This is a genomic window from Pedobacter westerhofensis, from assembly GCF_900182595.1.
Classification (GTDB): Bacteria; Bacteroidota; Bacteroidia; order Sphingobacteriales; family Sphingobacteriaceae; genus Pedobacter; species Pedobacter westerhofensis.
Genome location: NZ_FXTN01000001.1, coordinates 338,175 through 362,057 on the forward strand (window position 1 = coordinate 338,175; position 23,883 = coordinate 362,057).

The window sequence follows — 23,883 nt, forward strand, 5'->3', positions numbered from 1 at the left end:
CTGATGTTTATTGTACGGTAAAATGATATGTTCCTGATCCGGTTTTTACTACTGCAAAGTCCTTCCCGTTTTTAAGGGGGGCCGGAGAGAGGGCTTTTCCTCCTTCTCTGATCTGCCGGCCTTTGCTTACAGGAATATAAACCGAAGCAGTAGTATTTGCAGGGATCTCCACGGTAAGTGTTAAAGCTGTGGCTTCCTTTTTCCAGCTGGTACCGATACGGCCGTAGGGCGACAGGTAACTTGTTTCTGCATGGGTCACACCCTCAACCATCTCCGGATGGATTTTGATCTGTTTAAAGGCAAGGGAGTTTTCCTCCTGCCTGATCCCGCCCAGCCCGCTGTAAAACCACTCCATTAAATGCCCCAGCATCAGATGGTTGTTGGATGCTGAGGGCAGTGCCTGCCAGGATTCTGTCAGTGCAGTTGCTCCCTGTGCCAGTTGGTACCCGTAGCCGGGGACATCAGGGTTACTGTTCATTTCGTAAATCACATCAGAACGACCTTCCTGTTCCAGCACCCGCAGCAGATAGCGGTACCCTATATCGCCTGAGGTCAGGCTGTTTTTATGTTTTCTGATGTCAGCGACGATGTTATCCAGAACTGCTGCTTTACGCGCGGGCGGAACCAGTTTCATATAGATTGCCATCGCATTGGCTGTCTGGCTGCCTGTGGCGTAATTGTTTGTTGTGCTATCGAAAAATTTACGGTTAAAAGCATGCTTCACTTCAGCAGCAAGCTTTTTATAAACTTCTGCATCGGCTTTTTTGCCAAGCGTCAGGGCTGTTTGCTGCAGGATATCCAGGTCATAATAATAGATTGCCGTTGCGGTTACGCCCATTGTGGTTAGCTGTGAAACCCCGGGTGGCTGCGGCCCAAGGTCATACCAGTCGCCCAAACCCTGGCTCAGGATATTGTCTTTAGCCTTGGTTTTGAGGTATGCGGCATATTTCTTCATCATGGGATAGGCGGTGACCAAACCCTGTCGATCACCGTACCACTGATACATATACCAGGGCAGGATAATACTGCTGCTGCCCCATTCCGGCGAATCGCGGAACATATCTCCTCCCCAGGTAAAGACGGTATATTCGGGAGAGATTTCTGGTACCAGCCCTGTACCTGTTTGTGATAAGCGCATGTCTTCTATGGATTTGTTCAACAAGTTTTCTACCTGCCAGGTATAGCGGAGGGAGCTTCCCATTAGATGCAACTGCTCCAGCCAGCCCAGTTTCTCCCTGTGCGGGCAGTCGGTAAACACGCTCATCATATTGCTTTTTACGCCCCAGTCGATCAGTTTTGCGGTTTTGTTGAACAGGTTGCTTGAACTGTTAAATGTCCCGGCCTGTTCTGCGGCATTCCTTACCTGCAGTCCGGTTACTTCAGTGATTACGGGCAGCTGATCTGTTGCGCTGTTTTCTGTAACCGGAACTGCGCCATCAATTTGCAGGTACCTGAAACCATAATAACTGAACCGGGGCTGCCAGGTTTCTACACCCTCCCCTTTGAGGATGTAGGTGAAGTAATAAGGTTTTCCGGAAGCTTTCTGATTCGCTGTATGATCAGGATTGATCAGTTCTGCAGGCGTGATCCTTATGGTATCTCCTTTTTTTCCTTTAACAGAGATCCTCACTATTCCTGAAGCATTTTGCCCGAGATCATATGACCATCCTGCAGAGCTGATTTGAGTAATCTGCTGGGGTTTAAAGTTTTCAAATATTTTCACGGAGGCCGCTTTCTGGGAGTTTAACAATGGCGGGCCGGTCGTGATCACTGCGTTCTGCCATTGGGTATCATCAAATGCTGGCTGGTCCCAGTCTTTTTGTTCTTTAGCGGCGTCATAATCTTCACCACCATAAATACTTGAAAAGATAATGGGGCCTGCAGCGGATTTCCAGCTGCGGTCACTGACGATGTTTTCTGAGCTGCCATCGGTGTAATTGATCAGCAAGCGGCAGATCATTTTTGGGAATCCATATTGTACAAGTAGTTTCCTGTATCTTTTTTTCTGTTTAGGGATATAGTAAAACCCATTTCCCAGCATTACGCCAATCGCATTTTTGCCGTTTTTTAAGGATTCCGTAACATCGAAGGGCACATATAAAGCCTGCTTTTCATAGTTTGTCCAGCCCGGATCAAGAAAATGATCACCAATCTTTTTCCCGTTGATGCTTAAGTCAAAATGGCCGAGCCCGGAGATGAATATGGTTGCATTTTTTATTTTTTTGCTGATGCTGATTTCTTTCCTGATCAGGGGGAGCACATCATTGATCGTGCCTCCCGTTTTATCGCGCTTGCCTATAGCTGAAGGAAGTATCCTTGTAGAATCAGGCATCACTTCATGTGCAATCCAAATGGCATTTTTCCAGTCCGCTTTTGTGAGCAAGCCCATCTGCCATTGTTGTGTGTCACTCCATGCAGATGATTTTCCATGGTTGTCCCAAAGCATGATTTTCCAGTAATATGTTTTTGCAGCGGTTAAAGGTTTACCTTTGTAGCTAACTTGTATAGAGGCTGATGAGTTTACTTTTTTTGAATCCCAGATATTGCCGGTATTGCTTTTTAACAGCTTCGGATCATCTGAGACCAGGATGCGATAAGCCTTTTGCAGCGTATTCCGTTGTTTAGATTCTATCTCCCAGCTTAGCCGGGGAGAACTGGCATCTATGCCCATCGGATTTACCTGCTGTTCGCATCTGGGATTGACTGGCCGTGGTGATTGTGCATCAGCACGGACAATAGTTGCAAAGAACAAAAGAAACAGGGCAAACAACCTCATCGGCAGCGAAAGATATTTGGTTTATGGATGAAACATAGGTACAGGAAATGGAGGTATGTTTCATCTAGGATATTATCTAAGTTTTATGATAATTTAGCAAGGCTGAACTTTAATATCAACCCATTTGATTACCATATGTGTGCATATGCTGTGCGGTATCGGGAGGTAACGAATACATACCTCATATAGTTTTTGTCTGTATTTAGAAAACTATTGACCAGCTGTTAACGCCTTACTGGAAGGTGGTTGACGGGCTCAAACCCACAATTTGAGCCTGTCAACAGCCTGTCAATACCCTGTTAACAGCCTGTTAATACTGGATAAGAATACTACCAGAACTAAAGGAAGGATTAATTTGTACCCTACCTGTCATAGGTAGTGCTAGATTGATATAAGTATACAAAGATCTGAAATAACTCCAGAAATTTAAGTCATATCAATTTGTTAAAATATAAGGTACTGAGCTTTAAAGGCTGTGCCATTCTCTAGCACAGCCCTATTGCCCAGATTTTAAAGTTTCAGCAGATTTGTTCCTGAAAATACACCTTTAGCTTCGATAAGCCTGCTGCCCGCAGCCAGTGTACCAAGATCTACCGGGGCAAAACCAAGCCTTCCAATCAGTTCAACGATTTCTGCTTTGGCACCTTCGTCATCACCAGCAACAAACACTATGCGTCTTCCCTGTCCAATTAAGGGATCTGCAACGAGTATTGTAGCGTAAAGCGTATTAAATGCTTTGATGAGGCGCGCACCTGCCAGCTGTTCCAGGACGATGCCCGAAGCAGTTTTTTCTCCCAGATCAGCGATCTTGCCTCCTGGCAGGAATTCATTGGTAATATCGATTACGATTTTACCTTTCCATTCAGTTAACCCGCTAAGGTTTTTAACCTCCCACCAGGGCAGGGCAAGTATTACAATTTCAGCCGCAGCTGCCTGTTCAGTTGTTGCCGCTTTTGCACCCTTACCTAATTTTGAAATAACAGGCTCAAGGCTCTCTATGCCCCTGCTGTTACTGATCAGAACAGGTATGTTATTTTTTAGCAGATGCCCCGCAACTGCCTGTGCGATATGGCCTGCACCAATAATTCCGATTGTCTTCATGTTGTCCTTAATTTTTTTGTAATTTGTTTAAAAAGCGGATTTAATTACTCCGCCGTCGGCGCGCAGCGCAGCTCCGTTGGTGGCAGCTGAAAGCGGACTGGCTACATAAGTGACCAGACTGGCGATTTCTTCAGGCCTGATGAAGCGCTTGAGCAATGAAGTGCCGCGCATGCTGCTGAAAAATACGTCCTGCATTTCCGCATCGCTGATGCCTTGTTGTTCAGCCGTTGCTTTCATAAAATTGGTAATCGCCTCCGTGGAAGTCGGCCCCGGCAAAACCGTATTCACGGTAACTGCAGAACCTACGGTCATTTCGGCCAGGCCGCGGGATAGTCCGATCTGAGCAGTTTTGGAGACCCCGTACTGGATCATTTCAGCAGGTATCTGCACACCCGATTCACTGGAAATAAAGATGATGCGGCCCCAGTTTGCTTTCAGCATCTGGTCAATATAAGCACGCGAAAGACGCACCCCGCTCATCACATTCACCTGATATATATCCAGCCATTCCTGATCCTGAATATCTCTGAATGCTTTTGGCTGGGCAATCCCTGCGTTATTGACCAGGATATCGACCACCGGATATTGTTGAATGAGGGCGTTTACCTGATCAGGTTGTTCCAGGTTTGCTACCGCTCCATAAATGTTTTGGTTTCCAGTTTCCGATTTGATTTTTGCTACTGCTGCGTTCACACGTTCAGGAGTACGCCCGTTAACGATAACTATTGCCCCTTCCGCTGCCAGCGACCTGGCGATGGCGAAGCCGATCCCGCTGGTGGAACCAGTAACCAGGGCGGTTTTTTCTTTTAATTGCAGATCCATGATCTTGTTGTTAATACTGTTTATAATTTGTTTGCAATGGCTTCGGCGGCAACTTTCAGGCGTTCTACCCAATCCTGATGGTAAGAATAAAGGCCTCCGGGATGCTTGTGGCCAAGGATATCCAGGAACCATTCCCCCTGTTGTGTTTCTTCTGTGAGAACATGCACGCCTTCCGCGGTTGGTGTAATCACCCAGCCATGATAAGCAGTTGAACCGGTTTGGTCGCCGTCAACGGTAGTTTTCCAGGCCAGCCTGTGATAGGGTTCAAACTCCGTAACCCTAAGGCTCATCGGGAATCCAACAGTCACACGGCTCCATTTAGTGCCCATGGCCAATTCAGAGCCACCACTCAAAATTTTCACCTGGTCTTCAGACGGAAAATAGCTCTTCCAGTTTTCTGCATCAACCAACAGTTTCCAGACTACTTCTGCCGGTGCTTTAATATCGATATCATTTAATGCGTAGATTGCTGATATTTTTGGATCCTGATCTGCAGGCCAATTTGTTTTATGATACATCATATGTTGTTCCGTAATTTTTATCAAAGTTCCGGCAAGCCCCTCCAAACAACGAGGACATTTGAACGAATTTATACGTGATAAATATCACAGTCACCAGATGTTCAGCATGGCGACGATAGGATGTATTGGTACAGAAGTATTTCTTTCAGCGTTTGACTACACGCGATCAGAAGTGCCGGGATTGTGCGCTTTTGTAAACTGATTTCTGATCCTGCTTAACGTTTCGCGGGAAACGCCCAAAAATGAAGCGATCATATGAGGTCAAGGACATTTGAAAGAATATACCCGTGACATTTATCACGAAGGACTCAGAACAGGTAAATTAGCTTAGCGCTTTATGACACCTGGAATACCGACTTCAAATACCGCGTATTTGCGCCAAAATTCTCCTGTACGCTCTTTGGATTTTTTGCATCCCTGGACCGCTCAATCACCAGCCAGCCCTTCCAGCGCATCTCGTCAAGCGCTGATTTAACCTTATGCAGATCCAGCCTTGTATTATCCTGCAGCCATACGCCATCTTCATCCGTACAGTGGATCTGGCAGATATTCCGCCTGCCCAATATGCGCAGTTCAGCAATCAAATCCCTCCCCTGTTTTAGCGGATTGGAAAAGTTAAAATAGATCTGAACCGATCTCGAACCAACCTCATTCAGCAGCTTCAATTCTTCCGCAGCAGGCAAAGCGGTTTCAATACCGATCACCACTCCGGCTTTCCTTGCCATATCGCCCACAACCTTCAACCGCTCAACAATGGCCGGCCGCAGCTCCGGGTTTTTCACGAGGTCTCCGTTTACTCCTAAAGGCAGAAATGCAACTTTAACATTCATCGCTTTCATTGTAGCAATACAATCTCCTACCATCTGCTGATATGTAGGGCGGGTAGCAAAAGACTGCGCATAAAAACCCGTCATGGCCAGCGAGCAGAGCTCAATGTTCAGCTCCCTCGCTTTGTCCAGAAAGCCTGTCCTGACCGCAGGATCTGCCAGTTTATTATCAAACGTGTCCCGGTTGCCCAGTCCGCCCATATCCAGTTCAAGCCCATCAGCCCCTATTTCTTGAGTAAGGGCTATTGCAGACAGTTTTTGTCTTTTCAGGATCATCAGGTCTACCACTGCAATTTTATAGCGCTGCTGATGACCATGCAGCAATTCATTGCCGTATGGCAGCACATCCCCTTTTGCAGGTGCAAACAGGTCAGAAATCAACAAAGAGCCTGTCAGCAAAGCTGAATTTCTGATAAACCTGCGTCTGTTTAAAACATCCATAAAGAAATCATTTATTTTACTGTAAATACCTTTTCGAGCTCATCAAACCCTTTGATCGCATTGGCGGGCAGATGCTCTCCGTGTTCTCCAAAGACATATAATTGGGAAGCTTCTTCTACTTTGACCGGAGATTCATCATAGTTTCCTTTTACGTCTTTTACCTTTGCCCCATTCAGCGCAAACTGCTGTACCAGAAAATCGTACAATGCTTTGCGTTTAGAGAACCCAAAATCATGCCCCTCAGCGGGCAAATGTACATTCTGAACCTTAGCTGCTGCCCCGTAATATCCATAGATTTTTTTCAGGTAAGCAAAATCATGCTCCGGGAACTGTGCCGTCCAGTCCTTTCCATCAGAAACTACCAGTTGTGGCCTCGGAGCTGCCATTGCTGCCAGTTCTACAGGGTTGGTTCCCCTACCGCATGAATAAACAGGCATACCGCTTTCACAGGGGCAGCCACCGTAAAAATACGAAGAAAGCGATACCACTGGCGCCGTCAGCCGGATACGGTCATCCAGCGCAGTCATCAGTACAGTATGGCTTCCGCCGCCTGATCCTCCGCTGATACCAACCCGCGCAGGATCAGTTTCGGGCAGGGCTTCCAGATAATCCAGGATCCTGATGGCACCCAGCGCCTGTACCGTTTGCGCCAGGCTCTTCCGGTGATCCTCCTCTTTAAACTGTAACAGCGATTCTCCCCAGGCAAAAAGATCGTAGCTAAAAGCCATGCCGCCCATTCTGGCGATCATCGCACAGCGGATCTGGCAGTCGGCACGGTAGCGCTGCTGCTCCCAGTGCCCATCCGGACTTAGGATTACCGGTATTTTCCCTTTGATTTTTTGCGGGCGATATAAAGATCCATTGATATAAAGACCCGGCATAATTTCCAGTGCAATATTTTCTATGGTATATCCGTCCATCACCCGATGATTGCTGATGATCGGTTTGGATTTGGGCTTAGGCGGCAGGGGCGATAACTGCAATGCAGCGAATAACTGCGGCCGCAATAACTTACAACGATCTTCCCAGGAAGCTTTATCCGGCACAGCCGATGCAAGCCTGTCCAGCTTTGCCCATCCATCAGCCACATTCCATCGGAAATATTCATATGGTTTAAGCTTGTAGACCGATTCCTTTTCCTGGTTCACTTTCAGGTCCAGCGGCGTAAGCACACTCGTAAACGTTTCTGCGAGTGTTTCCCTGAACCTCCAGGAGGCATATTTTACATAACGGCCTTTTACCTGCTCTTCAGTAAATTTGATCTTCACTTTGAAACGGTCTTCGATCTGATGAAGCACACTGGCTAAAGGCTCTGCGTATTCGGTGTCAGAATTCTGCGCAAAAACAGCCGCAGGATTCAATAGCCAAATTGCAAACAGCATGGGCATCATATGGAGCAATCGTACTACTTTTCTCATGGCTCTTCAGATTTACCTTCTTTAATTACCGGCGCAGTATATCCTTTTAATGCAGGCCATTCTCCGTTCTCAATTCTTTTCAGCTTTAAACGTTTGGGATCAACCACCACATGCCTGATCTTTTCCCTGCGCCAGGTAAATACAAAATGAAGCAATCCATCGGCTGTCTGGATTACCGAGGGATAGGAGTACTGGCTGATGGGCGAGTCTTCGAGGATCAGCGCGGCATCCCAGATTTTTCCGTCTTTTGAAACAGCCACGTTTAATGGTGTCCTTGCTCCTTTTGCCAGAGTGCCCGGGGGCAGCACATGGTTATACACCAAAATGTCCCTGCCATCCTTCATGGTCATGGCATCCGTGCCGGAATTGTTGTTGGGAAGCGGCATTTTGGTTAAGGGCGACCAGCTTTCGCCATAATCTGCAGAATATGAAGTGATCAATGCCCTGTTCCTGCTCCTGGCAATCAGCTGCAGATTCCCATCGCCGTGATCCAGAATGCTGGGCTGAATAGCCCCAATCTCTTTCCCTGCATCCGGAAGAAAAACTTTCCTCCATGTTTTGCCCTGATCGCCTGTAATTTCGAAATGCAGCTTCCATCCCCCCTCACCTTCGGTACTGGAAGGACAGATAAAATTCCCGTTGCTCAGCAAGACTGGTTTATTCTTTACCGGGCCAATATACCCCTCGGGTAAACGAATGGCCTCTGACCATGTTTTTCCATCATCTGAAGATCTGCGCGCCATGCCCCACCACTCCGCAGGTTTGGGACCAATTTTATAAAACAAAATCAGATCACCACCCGGGATCTGAAAAAGCACGGGGTTCCAGGTTGGGAGCCTCGTACCATCTGGCTGAATGCCATTGGCTACACTGTATGGCGCAGACCACTGCCCTCCAACCTGCCTGCTCACATAAATCTCCACATCAGGATTACGCTCTTTGGTGCCTCCAAAAAACGAGACCACCAGACCGGCCGGTGTTTCGGCGATGGTAGCAGAATGACAGGAAGGAAAACTGGCTTTATCATAGATAAATTCCTCTTTCAACACACCTTCCTGCCATTTTTTCAACTGCGCACTGCTATTAAAAGCGCAGAGGAACAACACAAACACACCAACAATTTTTATCATATTTCCGGTTTTAATTGACCATAAAATTATATTCGCCAGAACCAATCTCCAGCACAGCCCGCTGGCCCTCCATTTTAATGAACCGCAGGCCGCTGGCTTCCTTTATTTTGTTACCACTTTCACTAAGCCTGCCGATATCCTGAACAGGAATATAAACCCTGGCAGAAGTATTGGCAGGCAGGGTAATATGCCATTCAAAATGAGCCCCTTTTTTTGTCCAGTTACTTTTTACTGTACCATAGGCCGACTGATAGCTGGCATCCACATGGGATAAGCCTTCCACAAAATCGGGCTTCATCAGCAGTTCCTTAAAGCCCGGCGCCGCAGCTTTGATACCCGCCAGGTTCTCGTAGTACCAGATCATCAGGTCGCCCAGCAGCATCACATGGTTTTGAGAGTTCATCCCCGGATCGGCTGTATTGCCGTTCCAGAGCTCCCAGATCGTAGTAGCACCATTTTCTGCCATATACCCCCATGAAGGATAGGTTCGATTGGTGGCCAGACGGTAGGCCAGATCGGGACGCCCATTGGCCGAAAGCCCCCTCATCAGCCACTGCGTACCAATCACACCGGTACTGATATGGCTGTTGTTTTCTTTCTCAATCTTGCCGGTCATGTTTTGAAAAACCCGCTCCCTATCCTGATCAGGTACCAGTCCGAAACTGAGGGGCAGTAAATTGGCGGTAACGCTGTTATTGCTGTACTGCTTTGAATCTGCGTTCAGGAACTTTTGATTGAAAGCAGTTTTTATTCTGCCGGCCAGGCTTTCAAACACCGCGGCATCTCCCTGCAGATGCTGCAGCAGGGCAAATTGGCGCATCAGCATCAGCAGTTTATAGTATGTGGCTGTGGCCAGCAATACCCCATCCGTTTTTCGCAGCGGATCTTTGGAAAAAATCAGCTCTTTGGATTCCGGCGGTACGCACCAGTCGCCATATTTGTCTTTTGTGATCAGGTCAGCAGTCATATAGTTTTCCTGCATGTAATCCATCCATTTCTTCATGGAAGGATAATGTTTTACGATCGGGCGCAGATCGCCATATTGCTGATAGATCATATCTGCAACGGTGAGATAGGTAGCAGGCCAGGTTACGTTATCGCTGTAATATCTCCAGAAGGCAGGCGCCACATCCGGAATGCTGCCGTCCTGTCTTTGCGACTGCTGGATATCGTCCAGCCATTTGGTATACAGCCTGCCGTTGTCGAACAAAAAGCTTTCGCCATAGGCACCGGTAGTACGGTCGCCCAGCCAAGGCTGGCGCTCATTGCGCTGCGGACAATCAACAGGCATGCCTTTGTAATTACTTCTGATGGCCCAGTAGGCATTTTTGTAGATGCTGTTTAATGTTTCATTTGAAGAACTGAACTCACCGCTGGTTTGCATCTCGTCATATACTACTCTTCCTTCGAAATCGCTGAGCTGAGGCTTGCCGGGATACCCTGTAATTTCTACATAGCGAAAGCCGTGGTAAACGAAAGAAGGTTCCCATGATTCTCTTCCTGTGCCCTTTAAGATGTATATATCTGTCGATTTTGCATCCCTCAGATTGCGCACAAAAAGTTCAGTGACCACTTGATTTGAGGTAACAGCAGATTGGGATTTTGATTTGCCGGATGTGGCAAGTACTACTGCAGATCCTGATGCTAGGTTTCCTAGCTGGAGCGTTTCTCCAAAGCGAAGCTTAACGGCCTGCCCGCGTTTACCTATCACAGACATCCTGACCCAGCCAGCCATGTTCTGCCCCATATCCATGATATATACTCCCGGCTTAAGCCACCTGATTGAAACCGGTTTAATGGTTTCCATCACTTTCATATTTTCATTCATCTGCGCCACAGGCATCCCGACGGCTTCCTGAACAAAAGTTGCTTTCTGCCAGCCCTGCGCATTGAACCCTGCATCCGCCCATCCCGGCATTTCTTTAGTGGCATCATATTCCTCACCGTCATATTCATTGTTGGTACGGATTGGGCCATTAGCGGTCATCTTCCAGCTGTCATCCGTGCTGATCACCTCCTTTGTGCCATCGGAATATTCTATATCGAGGTTCATCAGCATTTTCGGATAACCAAAAGTCTTGATTTTATAGGGTTTGTAGGCCTGCCGCATCGTGTAGAACCGGCCGTTTCCAAGAACCGTCCCTATCGCGTTCCCACCTGGTTTGAGGTAACCGGTCACATCAAAAGTGTTGTACTTTACAGATTGATTATAATCTGTAGGGCCCGGGGCAAGCACCTGGTCGCCCACTTTTTTCCCATTGACATATAACTCATATAAACCAAGGCCGATGATATAGGCAGTCGCCGATTTCACAATTTTGGAAGTCTTGAATTCCTTACGGAAATAACGCGCAGACAAGCGCGAAAACTGCGTTTCGCTATCACCCTTTGCAGGATAATCCATCCCGATCCAGCGCCCTTTCCAGTCGCCCCCTTTGAGCAGGCCCATACTCCAGAACGCGGGGGCGCTCCATTCGCTGTCGCCTCTGTTATTTCCTATTTTAACTTTCCAGTAGCACTTTGTTCTGCTTTTTAAGGGAACACCCTGATACAGCACGTTGACAGAGGCATCAGATCTGATATTTCCAGAATCCCAGAGATCGCCGGTATTTGCGGCAAGTTTTTCCTGTGAAGAAGCCACCAGCACCTGATAGCTGGTTTGTACTACAGACCTTGACCGGCTATCGATCTTCCAGCTGAGCGAAGGTTTTAGCATATCGATCCCCAGCGGATTTTCCCGCATTTCGCAACGGGGAGCAGTAACCTGCACCTGTGCGAATGCCGCCTGATGAAGCAGCAGGATCCAGAGTAATACAATCCTAATCATGTCCGGCCTCCTTTCGCCCTGTTGTAGTCAGCGTTTGGGCCTCCCCCCGGAAATCAAAATACAACACCAGGTGCTTAGCCCTTCCAGGTTCTTTCTCATAATCATAAAAGATGTTTTTCATCCCCATTGGCCCGGTAGTTTCGGGTTTCTGGGTTTTTGTGCCGATACCTGAAATTGCCTGCATAAACGAGATATCTCCCGAAGGGAAAGTAGGTTGCAGGTTTCCGTACTGGTCGTCAGACTTCTTTGGCGTAAACAGCCTGAAGAACATATCTTCCTGATCGGTTACAACAGTGAAAGGCTGACCGGTGGTATGTACCTGCAGCCAGTACATATTGGAGTGGTAGCCTTTGAACTCCGGATACACTGCCGGATATTCTCCGGTGGCAGCATCGTTATAGGCTTTATTCCAGAAACCAAAAAGATTTCCTTTCATGCGGTTCTTCCATACGCGGTAGGGCCCATTGCCAAGGTAAGTTACCCCCTTCACTTCCTTTTCAGGAAAGGAAAAGTTGACACCCGTAAAATTGGTAAAGTAGGCTCCGGGAAAGTAAACGACTTCCATTTTTACCCAGCCCGAGGGGTAGATCGTCCACTGCAAGGTATTGTATGCACTCTTCCTGTTAAATGCCGAAGCAATCACTACGTTCCCGGCATCCTTCCGGAAGCTGAAATTCGCAAAATTGTTCAGTCCTTCCTGCAATACCGGGCCATTGCTGAGGGGGATAACACCTTTTGCATTGCGCACCTGTACCAGTCTGCCTGAGTCGCGGCTGATCGAAATACGAAGGTCTTTTACCGAGACTTCAAAGCGATTGCTGCTTTCAGTGATTTCTACTTTTGAGCCTCCGTTTTCAGTTACCAATACACGGGCAATTTCTGCCGGGCGTTTTACGGGGAAGCTCCAGGTGAATATCTCCCGGCCATCAGGGTCTTTGATTTTTAAATATAGTACAGTATAAGTATTCCAGTTTTTTGGCAGCGCCAACTGTAACTTCCCTTTTGCAAGGGGCAGGATATCCGGTGCAACTGCAAGGCCAGAATCCGCATGGAGTACTGCAGTTTTACTGCTTGTCCCGGCTATGCCGACCAGCTTTTCCAGCTTCCAGCTGAAGCTGCAGTTCTTCAGGTTTGTGAAAGCAAAACAGTTTTCGAGGTTAAAAGAACCATCAAAATCAGTGCTGAGTTCCCTGTGCTCGATATATACGGGGCTCCAGATTTCCTTGATGGCATAATAACTGCCCTCCTTTTCATGGAAGGGGCCTACAATACCATCGGCAGCATGGTTGCCATCTGTATCTATTCTTCCGTTCTGGTCAGTACGCACCACGCCCTGATCTGCAAAATCCCAAAGGAAGCCACCGGCAGAGAGTGGGTTTAACCACATGGCATTCCAGTAATCTTCCAGTCCGGCACCATGGCCGCCATCATACAGGCCATGCAGAAATTCTGTGGGCATAATGATATTGTGGCCGTGATCGTAATTTCCGATCCCATAGTTATACTCCCGGTAATGCTGCGTATCAAAACCGCCGAACACCATCCAGGGGTGGATAACCGGGCGGTGCTGCAGGTCCTGCTGTACAAATAGGGTGTCCAGTTCCAGGTTATGCCCGCCTTCATTACCGTTAGACCACATGATAATCGAGGGATGATTTTCATCATGGGCAATCATTTCGGGAACCAGTTTTTTGCCGGTAGGAGTATCATAGCGGCCATGCCAGCCCGCCAGTTCATCCATAACGTATAAGCCAAGTGAATCACAGACATCAAGAAAATGAGAATCTGGCGGATAATGCGACATCCGTACCGCATTCATGTTCATATCTTTCATCAGCAGCACATCTGCTACAGATATTTTTTTACTGGTTGTCCTGCCCGATGTAGGCCAGAACGAGTGGCGGTTTACACCTTTGAATTTTATTTTGGCGCCATTAACGTATAACCCGTCACGCTGTTTAACAACGATACTGCGGAAACCTATTTTGTGGCGTACCGTATGCAGCAGCCTTCCCTTATTGTAAAGGCTGATCACCGCAGTGTATAGGAAAGGGGATTCTGAAGTCCATTGTTTAACAGCTGCATACTGGTTTTGAAAAAGCACTTCTGAGCGGCCGGCAACATCAGTTTTAAAACTCCCGCCCAGGCGGGCACCATCAGCACTGTACAAATCAACGACAAGCTGGTCTGCATTGCCCGCAATGGTAACTTTCCCCTTTAATGTGCCATCCGATTTTGCATCCAGTGCAGCCCGTTCGATATGGTCAAGCGGCAGGGCTTCCAGGAAGACCGGCCTGAAGATCCCGCCGAATAACCAGAAATCAGCTTTGCGTTCTGCAGCATTGACCGAAGGGTTGGCAGAATGTTTTGAAACTGTAACTTCCAGCAGGTTGGATTTACCATCAATAAGCAGCTTGCTGATATCATATCTGAAAGCATAAAATGAGCCCTGATGAACTGCACCGGCAGATGTGCCGTTTATTTTTACTTCAGTATCCGTCATGGATCCCTCGAAAACAAGATTGATCTTTCTGCCTTTCCAGCCGGCAGGCACTTTAAATGTCTTTTTATATAAGCCCTGCTCTTTTCCACGCAGACTGTCTGGTTTAAAACCATAATCGTACTTGCCAAAACCCTGCAGCTCCCAGTTGGATGGCACAGCAATTTTAGTCCATTTACCGGAATTGCGCCCTGCTGTACAAAAGAAATCCCATTTTACCGTATCATCGTTTCCTTTTCCCGAGAGAAACAGGGTCTCTGTTTGTGCCGCCCCATCTTTTTGCTGCGCATAACTGAACGGTAGTCCTGTTACGAAAGCACAGGCCAGCAACATCAGCCATACCATTGTACTGCCCCTGCCTGCAGGTAAGAAAAATATAGTTCTGTTCATCGTGCTAAAAAGATTTGAATGATTCGATAGAATAAACTGCTTCAGGATCAGATGCACCGGCGTCCTTCAGGTCAAAATCCTGGTCTGTTTCGGTATCGGCATCCGGAAAACGCCTAACCTCACCAGTTCTGAAGGTTACCCTGGCAATCTCTGATACAGGTGCAAAGAAGATCTTTGTACCTTTTTTGACCCCGTTTACCGTTACATCGTATGAACGTGAAGCTGTATTTAACTCAACTCTGACCGTATATTTTTTATTCTTTTCATATTTCGTGATGCCCGAATAGCGATAGCCGGCTTTGGTTTTAAACAGGCTGTCCCCGTCAAATACCAGCCTTACGGCAGCCTGCCCCCTGCTGTCGGTAAACTCGATATGCAGCACACCATGATCAGCCTGTGCAGGCACAACAGTAAACTCAACAGCAACTTTTTTTGCTGCAGGGATCACCCGTTCGGCTTTGGCATAGTCAAACCTGTCCCTGTCGCGCAGCACCAGCGCTTTCCGGCCATCCGGCGCTTTTTCGATTTGTGCAGTAGCCCAGAGCGGGCTGAATAAATTCCAGTAGCGCAGCTCCGTTCCCGCTTTCATTTCTGCAAAAACCTCATTAACCGGTTCCTTCACTACAGAAATTACAGGTACCGGGATTGCTGCCAGCCAGATATCCTCTTTGTTCATGCTGTACGTTACCCACATGTTTCCATCTGCGGGATCCCCGTCACCTTCCTGTATCCCGCGGACATACTGGGGGCCGTAGGATTTGAAATTCCCTCCGTACCTCATCGTAGTGATCTCGCCGTTCACCAGCAGCAGGTCTTTGTAGTTTAATCCGTCGTCACTGGTGGAAACCGCCAGCGGCCAGCGGAATTCTGAAGGATTGTACACGGTAGCATATCGTCCGTCTGATGTTCTTTGCCCCCATATCTTCGCATTGCTGTTGACAAAGCCCGGTGCCCGCAGCGGATTGAACACCCAGGTTTTGCCATTATCTTTGCTGATTGATGTGAGCGCATTTTTCCATAAGCCTACTACCCTGCCGTCCGCCAGATGATAAAAGCTGAATGCCTTGATTGGTCTTTTTAAGGGGATAATGGGATCATTGCGGTCGGCCTCTTCCACCCATTGCTGCATCATCAGCGGCTGCGCCAGCAGTTCATTGCAGGCAGCAACAAAACCTTTGTCTTTGCTGCTGGTATAAAAAGGGTAAGCCGATTTGGTTTTATCCCAGGAAGCATTGTTCCTGATGAAATATATCGGGCCATATTTTCCGCCTGTCAATACTTCGCGGACTACCCTGCCGATCCCGTTCCCATCGTTGGGGTCATCCTTTGCATCCAGGGCTACACCATAGTAGGCAAGCGCAAGCAGGCGTTTGTTTTTTGTGGTGTAAAAGCCGATACGCTGGTGCATCACGGCGTACAGGTCTTTGGCAACTCCGGGATAATCTTTCTTAGTAAAACCATCAGGCACCTTGTACTCCGGGAATACCGTTTCGGGGGCCGACCAGTGGTAACCATCTTTGGAGGTTATCATCAGGGTTTTTCCGGGCGGGATATGCTCCCCAGCGGGGTTGCTCAGGAATTCCAGGTAAAATGTTTTGTTCCACCAGGCCAGCATGGGCGCATGGTTATACGTCCAGCTGTGGCCCCCGGCCAGTTCGGGATGTTCCCTGCTGGCGCGAAAGGCCTGGATATTATGCACCCCAACTGCCGGGCTGAGCTGCCCGTGGTGATAGTCCACATTCGACAGTGCCGTACCTGTATATCGTACAGTATCCTGTGCCTGAGCATTGTTCTGCAACAGGATAATCAATAGTATAACAATCGTTTCTAATCTGCCTTTCATCTGTTTATTGTCTTTCATTTGCCGGATGGAGCTTTTGATTTGCCTGCTGCTGTAAGCCTTTCAGGATGCGGCGGGACGATTTAAAGACCGTCCCGTGTTTATGTCCTGCCGGGATGTCAATTTCGGCAGAGATATCGGTAAAGGATTTAAAGTCGCGCGTACGGTAGGCCGCATAGCGCTTTTCTCCGTAAGCATCGTAATAGATCAGCCAGTCCTGCCCTACCTGGACCACCGAAGGCCCTTCGGTAAGCTTGCCGCTGAACGGAGCAGAAATATTGGTGTATGGCCCGGTTAATTCAGGGCTGAAAGCTACTTTGAGGTTTCTGTTTGCGCGGGTGTTATCTTTTAATACCAAAACATAGCCGTCTGATCTGCGCCTGGCAATCACTGCATCGATCACACTAAAACCCGGATCAAGGAATAACTTCGCCTCAGAAAAATTCACAAAATCTTTTGTCAGCGTATAATACATGCGGTGGTTATTATTTTCTTCTTCGGTACCTTTTGGAAAACGGTAGGGAACAGTGGAAGCCCAGATAATGATAAACTGCTGTCCCTGTTCATCATAGAAAATCTCGGGTGCCCATACATTGACCACATCTGGTTCATGTGCCATGACATTGATCATTTGTTGTGGCGACCAGTGTACAAGATCTTTAGAAAAAGCATAACCAAATCCTTTGTCGCCCTTCCAGCTGGAAGTCCACACCAGGTGGTACACCCCGTCGGGACCTCTGGCAATGGAAGGGTCGCGCATGACTTTCTGAGCACCCGCTTCCGGCTTGAGGAAAGTGGAGCCCAGGTCTTTCCAGTGATAACCGTCAGTGCTGTATAAAAACCTCAGGCCCTCGTTTGCAGGCTCATGAAAAGAGGTAAAAAGATATACCTCTTTTGTGCAGGAACAGCAGCAGAACAGCAGTATGATCAGCAGGTTTCTCATGTTAAATCCGGTCCAGAATCAGCACCCAGTCATTCCCGTTCTTTTTATCCCCCGGAGGATTAAATTTTGCGGTACCACTATTTAAAATTTCTCCAAAGCCGGTTGTTTTGCCGGTACGCGGATTAAACCAGGAGGCTTTCACCTTTTCACCTGCAATGCTGCCCATGTTTAAAGAAAAATCCCTTCCTGTGTAGGTGTAAGCCATGATATAATCTTTTCCCCGTGTGGCCAATATTTTGTCATACTTCTCAGCGGGAGCCCCTTCATTCTCATTCAGCACAACAAGGCTTTGATCAGGTACACGGTCAAAAAACGAACGCGACAGCATGAGCTGCTTTAAGTAAACCATCTGCGAAGCACCGGGAGCATTGATTGCAGAAGTCCACAGTTCATCAGAACCATAGGCGCTTTCCTTGTCTTCTTTCCGGTGCATCTGCATCACAGAATTCTGTCCGTAGGTATAGCCGAAAGCACCTGCAAAGACTGACCAGTAGCCATATCGCCTTACATCGGCAGCTGTCCAGCGGGGCTGTTTGATATCGTGCAAGCCCTGCGGGATACCTTCGTAAGAGGGTTCTCCATCGATACTGGGCCTGGCAGGTTTCAGCAGGTAATCTGCTTCGATGTATTTCCAGTTGTCTTCTCCGTAATGCAGTTTTTCTTTCTTTGAGGTATCCTGCTCATAGCGCTGATGGCCGGATTGCACCATGTTGAAATCCAGCCATGGGGCCGAGTGAAACCAAAAGGAGGACTGGGACCTGCCCCGCGGGTGGAAGGTGATCAGATGGTTAGGGTCGTTAGCCCTCAGTGTCCGGCCGATGTTTTGCCATACTTTGATCGAATCGCTGCCCTTGATATCCCCGCCGTTCATCCAGATGATATTTGTTTTGCCACGGTACCGTTTTGCCAGGAATGCCGCATATGCTCCGGCCTGCTGCGGGCTTACCTTACCGCTCTTTACCGGAGATCCCCAGACAGGGACCAGCGCCATGTAGATGCCTTTTTTCTCTGCAAGATCTACCATATAATCAAGATGGTCCCAGTAGTCATATTGGACAGAATCTGAATACAGGTTGCCTTTTGTGGTATCGGGTTTACTGACATCCCCCCCTTTGAGGGCCAGCCTGCCATAAATATTTTTTTCCGGGATCGTGTGCAGCACCATGACCTGGATCACATTGAATCCTTTCTTTCTGCGGTCTTCCAGATACTGATCTGCCTCTTTGCGGTCGAGCTTGTTCAGTAACAGCCAGCCCGTATCGCCCAGCCAGAAAAACGGCTTGCCGTCTGCAGTCATCAGGAACCTTTTGTTCTCTGACACCCGCAGTGCCTGCATCCCGGTTTTTTTCTTTTCAACTTTACAGGCGGTTAAGCATAAACCGAAAAATACAACCAATAAAAACTTATTCATCATCATAAACTTATTTCTTTGATATCCATATTACCTGTTCGAGATCCGACTGATTTTGATATTCGAATGTATTATTCCCATTGAGCCGGCGTTCTTTTTTTTCGGTCAGTCCATTTACAGGATTGATCGTCCTGAGCCGGTAACTTCCTGCCGGAAGATCCAGTTTCAATGATTTTCCCGGGAAAAGATAGATCAGGAAAGAGTTGCCCTTGCCGGCCAGTACGTATTGGGCATTTGCAGTACTTTCTGCGGCTGGCACCATCGCAGCAACATCAGCGCCGAACTGTGGATGAGTAATTTTGGGAATGACCGCGAGCGATCCTCCGGCCATCAGCGCCGCCCATCCAAAATGATCAAAATTATCTCCGGAGTAACTCACTGCTTTTTCGGGGAATTTCTGCCGGTATTCCAGAACAGCCCTGTATACCTGCTCAAAAGATGTTTTCTTAGGTTTGTACAACCTTGCCTGCTGCCTTGGCGCCAGGCTTTGTCCGCCGGGAGGAGCATAGGCCTTTCCGTCTGACTGGTAATGCCAGTAGCGGATGTCAATCATATCCACTACCGCAGCACGTTCCGGATCTGCAAGAATCGCATCCTGCACATCTTTGGTGGTACACAGCGCAATCAATGCCTTTTTGCCGGTTTCCTTTTCCCAGGCCCTGATCGTATCGATCCAGAACTGCACAAAGTGCAGCGGGCCGGTAAACTCTGCGCCGATAAACTGGATTACCCCGGAATTGTCTTTAAAGTTATCCAGGCACTGGCGGATATAAGCTTCGTGGATCTTGCGGCGCTGCGGGTTGCTGACATCATAAAACTGATCGGCCATAAAGATCCTTTTATCACCGGCGTAGGGAACAGGTTCCGGAAAACCGGTGTCATTCACATTGTTGGCCGACCGCCAGGGGAAATCGGCATAATGCGCACCGGCTTCGATGATATTGTGCTGAAAATAGTTCTGGTGCAGCAATAACAGTCCCTTCTGATCTGCCAGATCAGCAAACTGTTTTAACCTTGACCAGTACCATTTGTTATATTTTGTTAGATCATACTTGCTGAGCCCATCATAAGCTGTGCCCTGCCCGCTCCTGGCAAAAGGCAATTCATAAAATGGCGGCCATACATCACCATCAATCCTTCTGATCCGCTCATGGTCGTCGCGGCGGCGTTCATACCATAAAGCATAATTATGGTCGATGGCCACTACATGATCAGCTTTCATGCTGTCTGTTACCGCATTCAGATCGTCAGTTAGTCCGGTGCCGGTTTGCCCGGGCACAAAACGGGTAATATGTGCTTTCATCCCGCTCAGTGCGTAGGGCCTGGCACTGCCTGTCCACCATTGTACATCCTGACGGCCGCCGCTTACTATCGCAGCACCGCGGACCAGCCATCCATTCACGACGGTCATTTTTGGAGCTAACACTGTTGCGGAAATTTTATTGAGGCCGATCTGATCTATTGATTTTACACCTTTTGCTTCGGTGGGAATCACTGCCCTTGAGGCAGCCTGATCTATAAATTCTTCCAATGTCAGCGCCGGCCTGGCCGACAATTGCGTAAGCTGTGCCGCCGCTGCTACGGTTGGGCTGCTCGAAGCTTCAGTGGGTGTAGGCATCAGGTACACGGCAAGGGTCTTGCCCAGGCGGTCCTGCAGCTGTGCATAGTATAAACTTCTTGGTTTGATCTGTTCATTGGAGCTGTCCCAGTAACCGTCGCCTGCAAACTGTGCCCAGCTGCCAAAGGACCAGTTCTGTGCACCCGGCGGCTGATAGCAGTCTATCTTTGAGGCAGAGCATTGCCAGAAAACACTGTTTGCTGCAGCCCAGCCGGCACCCATGCCATCCTGTCCGCGGTTCATAAAGCTCAGTGCTGCCTGCCCGTCGATGTTCACGATATCAAACAATACACCCGAAGCCCAGCTGTCTGTAGCTCCGCTAAAACTGTATGGCATGTAGGCTTTACACTCTACAAAAGCGTTAGGGCCGGCGGCGCAAAAGCCGGTTGAAAAATCATGGTAGCCATAGGCAGAGTAGATCCGCTGGAATAAGGTCTGCTGACCGGTAGTGATAAATGTATTTCTTCTTTGTCCGCCAATCTCAGAAACAGGGTCGAGCGACTTGCAATCCTCTACCGTAACCCTTCTGGCTGTCGCCAGCACTTCTACTGCAGAACCGGCAAAGTGTTTAAAGTTTACCTGTCTAACCCAGGCGTCTTTTACATTTTCTATCGTGATGGCCATCCAGCGATGGGCTTCGTCTTTGAGGTTTGCAGGGTCAAAAGCAGAAGCCAGTTCCAGGTTTTCTATACCTGTATCCGCAATCCTGCCCTCCCACTGGTAAGCCGACAAATATCCGCCGCCGTAATTGCTGTCTAAGGCAGTAGTTAAGGGTGCATCAAGTGTAATCAACGACCCTTTAATTTCTTTGATTGTCCTGTCCCAGAATACATCACGTGTCCCGGCTTTCCATCCCAGGGCACTGATCCCTCCGCCAAAATTTGCAGTGCCTGTCTGGTTGATCCAGGCGGCAGTTGAGGGGCGGCGTACCGTGACCTGATCTCCTGCTTTAAAACCTGAGGGATTCAGCACTTTGAAGCTCATCGCATTTACGCCGACATAGGCTTCATCGATTTTCTGCTCTTTGCCCTGTATCTTGTTATTTTTTCCCGCAATAGTGATCAGTGTTTCGCGGCCTGTACCTGTACCCAGCAAGACGGTGCTGCCGGTTCCTGATCCCCGCAAAATCACACCCGAGGTATGGATGTGCAGTGTTCCGCTGATTTCATATAAACCTTTCTGCAGCAGTACCGCACCGCGCAGGCCATCTTTTCCGGGGGCAAGGGAAGATACATAGTCCAGTGCAGACTGCACTGCATTTGTAGCATCGCCTTTTCTTAGGGGCACTACCACTTTGATCTGCGCATCCGGAATAGAAGACGCTCCGGCTTTATACCCGCAAAATGAAAAATCCGGTATCCTGTTGCCAAGGGCATCTGGCGTGTAAACCAGCCTGCCATCCTTGTCCTGGTAAACCGGGGCTTTGGGAATTGCTTTCTTTTGCGCGGAAGCAGTAAGCAGGGCAAAAAAGGTCAGGATAAAACAACTGAAATTGTAGATGTATTTTAACAAATCGTTCGGTTCTAAATTTATACTGGTTAACTGATACTAAAATAACTGTTTTAATCAGCAATACTGGTACTTGTCATTTATGTTACAATCAATAAAGGGGACACCGTGTCCAAGCGGCGCCCCCCATTCACACTGTAACCAAATAATATCTTTATGGCTTTACAATCTTCAGTGGCACAACGCTGTTGAGGTAGACCTCTATGTTTGCATAACCTGATTTTGTAATCGCCGATGCATCAGCGGCATTTTTCGGGTTTAAGCCATTTTTAATTTCATAGGCATCAGGCATACCGTCTTTATCGGTATCCTTATAAGGCGTGCCCTTGTATGCGGGATAACCGCCAACCTGGCTGATATCTGTAATGATGCCCATTGTATAGGAATCTACCGGCATACGGCGGTGCTTGAAATTGGTCTCAGGCAGTTTTACGCCATCTTTTGCATTGATCTTCCCGGTTTTCACCTGCTCAATCACCCGTGTATCTACCGGATCCCTCAGCGGCAGCGTTGCCCCGGCATTGGCCAGCACATAGGTACGCGCTTCCATAGTCGGTATAATCGTTACTGCAGGCATAGGCAAGCGGTCTTTTACGCGCATGGCGGCAAAATACTTTTCAGCCTCAGCTTCTTCGAATACCTTGCCGTCTTTTCCTTCAATCTGTATTCCGCCGTCCCAGTTATTTTTTGTTACCTTTTCATTGCCTTCAACAATATTGCCTTCAACATGGGCACGTCCGAAAACTACATATTTCAGTTTGCTGCGGCCAGACTCAGGTTTCAGGATACGGTACCTGATCGGCTCATCTTTGGGGGTAATTGGCCCGGGCTGGTAATAATTGTTGATGATGTTGTATAATGCTGTATAATCCCCGCCGTCAGTTGAGCGGTTGTACCAGTTGAACACCACGTTGTTTGCGAAATTGAAGATACCGTTCCATCCGATAGAAGGGTTCCTGCCGGCATTATCTGCCCAGAGGTTACGCATAAAAGTACAGTTCTCACCGCCCAGCGTACTGCCAAAGGCATGGTTCCAGGTATCCAGTGCTTCAGAGAAGATAGAGTTCTGTATGGTGATATTTACCGTTCCCAGTTTCTGTTCTGCTTTACCGGTACTGTCATTGAACATATGCCTGTACATCGACATGTTCTCGTCCAGTCCCCAGCTTGCAGAAACATGGTCGATCATAATATTTCCCACCGGGTTGCCGCCAATGGCATCGTCCCTGCGGCCCACATTGGTTTCGCCCCTGCGGAAACGCATAAAGCGCACAATCACATCATGGGTATTGATCCAGACGCTCTCACCGGCTACACAGACCCCATCGCCCGGAGCGGTCTGCCCGGCAATAGTGATATAGGGTGCCCTGATGATCAGAGGACTGTTAATTTTGATGATCCCTGATACATTGAAGACCACGATCCTGGCGCCGCCCTGTTCACAGGCTTCCCGCAATGTTCCGGGGCCACTGTCTGCCAGCGAGCTTACCACGATCACCCTGCCGCCCCTGCCGCCAAAAGAATGTGCACCGCCACCTTCAGCGCCGGGAAAAGCCAGCAATGGTGATTGCGGAAGATCCGTGGGGCGTGCTGCCCAGGGGATATAAGGCTTACCTTCCTTAGATTCTTTTTCGATTTCAGGAACAGCTTTCAGCCATGCAATATCAGATAACCTGAGGGTTTCTTTCATCAATGCATTGCTTTGTTCCTGGATATCTTTCGGGATATCCGGATACTGTGCGTAGGTACTGTTTGAGAACGTCAGTAGAGCGGCTGCGAATAAAAATGGCAAGGTTCGTTTCATGTTTG

Annotated in this window: 15 protein-coding genes; 1 reads left to right on the forward strand and 14 read right to left on the reverse strand. The window is 48.3% G+C overall.

Features of this window, described 5'->3' with window-relative positions:
• Positions 1-7: 7 nt before the first annotated feature.
• From FN831_RS01375 to FN831_RS01390, 4 genes are all read right to left on the reverse strand, one after another.
• Positions 8-2,776 (reverse strand): family 78 glycoside hydrolase catalytic domain, encoded by a 2,769-nt coding sequence (locus tag FN831_RS01375; protein ID WP_142526401.1) that lies wholly within the window; start codon positions 2,774-2,776, stop codon positions 8-10.
• A gap of 510 nt (positions 2,777-3,286) precedes the next feature.
• On the reverse strand, positions 3,287-3,877 hold the full coding sequence (locus FN831_RS01380; protein ID WP_142526402.1) for an NADPH-dependent F420 reductase: 591 nt from the start codon (positions 3,875-3,877) through the stop codon (positions 3,287-3,289).
• Positions 3,878-3,904: 27 nt separating this feature from the next.
• Positions 3,905-4,699: an SDR family NAD(P)-dependent oxidoreductase gene (locus tag FN831_RS01385; RefSeq protein WP_142526403.1), complete on the reverse strand. Its 795-nt coding sequence runs from the start codon at positions 4,697-4,699 to the stop codon at positions 3,905-3,907.
• A 20-nt stretch (positions 4,700-4,719) separates the two neighbouring features.
• Entirely contained in the window at positions 4,720-5,220 is a 501-nt protein-coding gene (locus tag FN831_RS01390; protein WP_221931231.1) for an SRPBCC domain-containing protein, read from the reverse strand.
• 58 nt (positions 5,221-5,278) lie between these two features.
• Between FN831_RS01390 and FN831_RS27870 the strand changes: the two genes are divergently transcribed.
• The gene (locus FN831_RS27870; RefSeq protein WP_221931232.1) at positions 5,279-5,422 is read left to right on the forward strand and encodes a hypothetical protein; all 144 of its coding nucleotides are present in this window, start codon (positions 5,279-5,281) and stop codon (positions 5,420-5,422) included.
• 133 nt (positions 5,423-5,555) lie between these two features.
• Here FN831_RS27870 and FN831_RS01395 read toward each other — a convergent pair whose 3' ends face one another.
• The 10 genes from FN831_RS01395 to FN831_RS01440 form a co-directional block, all read right to left on the reverse strand.
• Positions 5,556-6,488 carry a sugar phosphate isomerase/epimerase family protein gene (locus FN831_RS01395; protein ID WP_142526404.1) on the reverse strand — a complete coding sequence of 311 codons (933 nt, stop codon included), beginning with the start codon at positions 6,486-6,488 and terminating at the stop codon, positions 5,556-5,558.
• A gap of 11 nt (positions 6,489-6,499) precedes the next feature.
• Positions 6,500-7,906, reverse strand: a complete 1,407-nt coding sequence (locus FN831_RS01400) for a glucuronyl esterase domain-containing protein (protein WP_246101278.1) — start codon at positions 7,904-7,906, stop codon at positions 6,500-6,502.
• The gene (locus tag FN831_RS01405; RefSeq protein ID WP_142526405.1) at positions 7,903-9,036 is read right to left on the reverse strand and encodes a sialidase family protein; all 1,134 of its coding nucleotides are present in this window, start codon (positions 9,034-9,036) and stop codon (positions 7,903-7,905) included. Before FN831_RS01405 ends, FN831_RS01400 begins: the two co-directional genes overlap by 4 nt.
• Positions 9,037-9,046: 10 nt before the next feature.
• Positions 9,047-11,863 carry a glycoside hydrolase family 78 protein gene (locus FN831_RS01410; protein ID WP_142526406.1) on the reverse strand — a complete coding sequence of 939 codons (2,817 nt, stop codon included), beginning with the start codon at positions 11,861-11,863 and terminating at the stop codon, positions 9,047-9,049.
• On the reverse strand, positions 11,856-14,753 hold the full coding sequence (locus FN831_RS01415) for a glycoside hydrolase family 2 TIM barrel-domain containing protein (protein ID WP_246101280.1): 2,898 nt from the start codon (positions 14,751-14,753) through the stop codon (positions 11,856-11,858). Before FN831_RS01415 ends, FN831_RS01410 begins: the two co-directional genes overlap by 8 nt.
• Positions 14,754-14,757: 4 nt before the next feature.
• Positions 14,758-16,614: an exo-alpha-sialidase gene (locus FN831_RS01420; RefSeq protein ID WP_246101282.1), complete on the reverse strand. Its 1,857-nt coding sequence runs from the start codon at positions 16,612-16,614 to the stop codon at positions 14,758-14,760.
• The gene (locus tag FN831_RS01425; RefSeq protein WP_142526407.1) at positions 16,601-17,536 is read right to left on the reverse strand and encodes a glycoside hydrolase family 43 protein; all 936 of its coding nucleotides are present in this window, start codon (positions 17,534-17,536) and stop codon (positions 16,601-16,603) included. The genes FN831_RS01420 and FN831_RS01425 overlap by 14 nt, the downstream gene beginning before the upstream one ends.
• A gap of 1 nt (position 17,537) precedes the next feature.
• A complete protein-coding gene (locus FN831_RS01430; protein ID WP_246101284.1) occupies positions 17,538-18,953 on the reverse strand; it encodes a glycoside hydrolase family 140 protein in 1,416 nt (471 codons plus the stop codon).
• 4 nt (positions 18,954-18,957) lie between these two features.
• Entirely contained in the window at positions 18,958-22,077 is a 3,120-nt protein-coding gene (locus FN831_RS01435; protein ID WP_246101285.1) for a DUF6298 domain-containing protein, read from the reverse strand.
• Between the two features lie 151 nt (positions 22,078-22,228).
• On the reverse strand, positions 22,229-23,878 hold the full coding sequence (locus FN831_RS01440) for a pectate lyase family protein (RefSeq protein ID WP_142526408.1): 1,650 nt from the start codon (positions 23,876-23,878) through the stop codon (positions 22,229-22,231).
• Positions 23,879-23,883 lie beyond the last annotated feature (5 nt).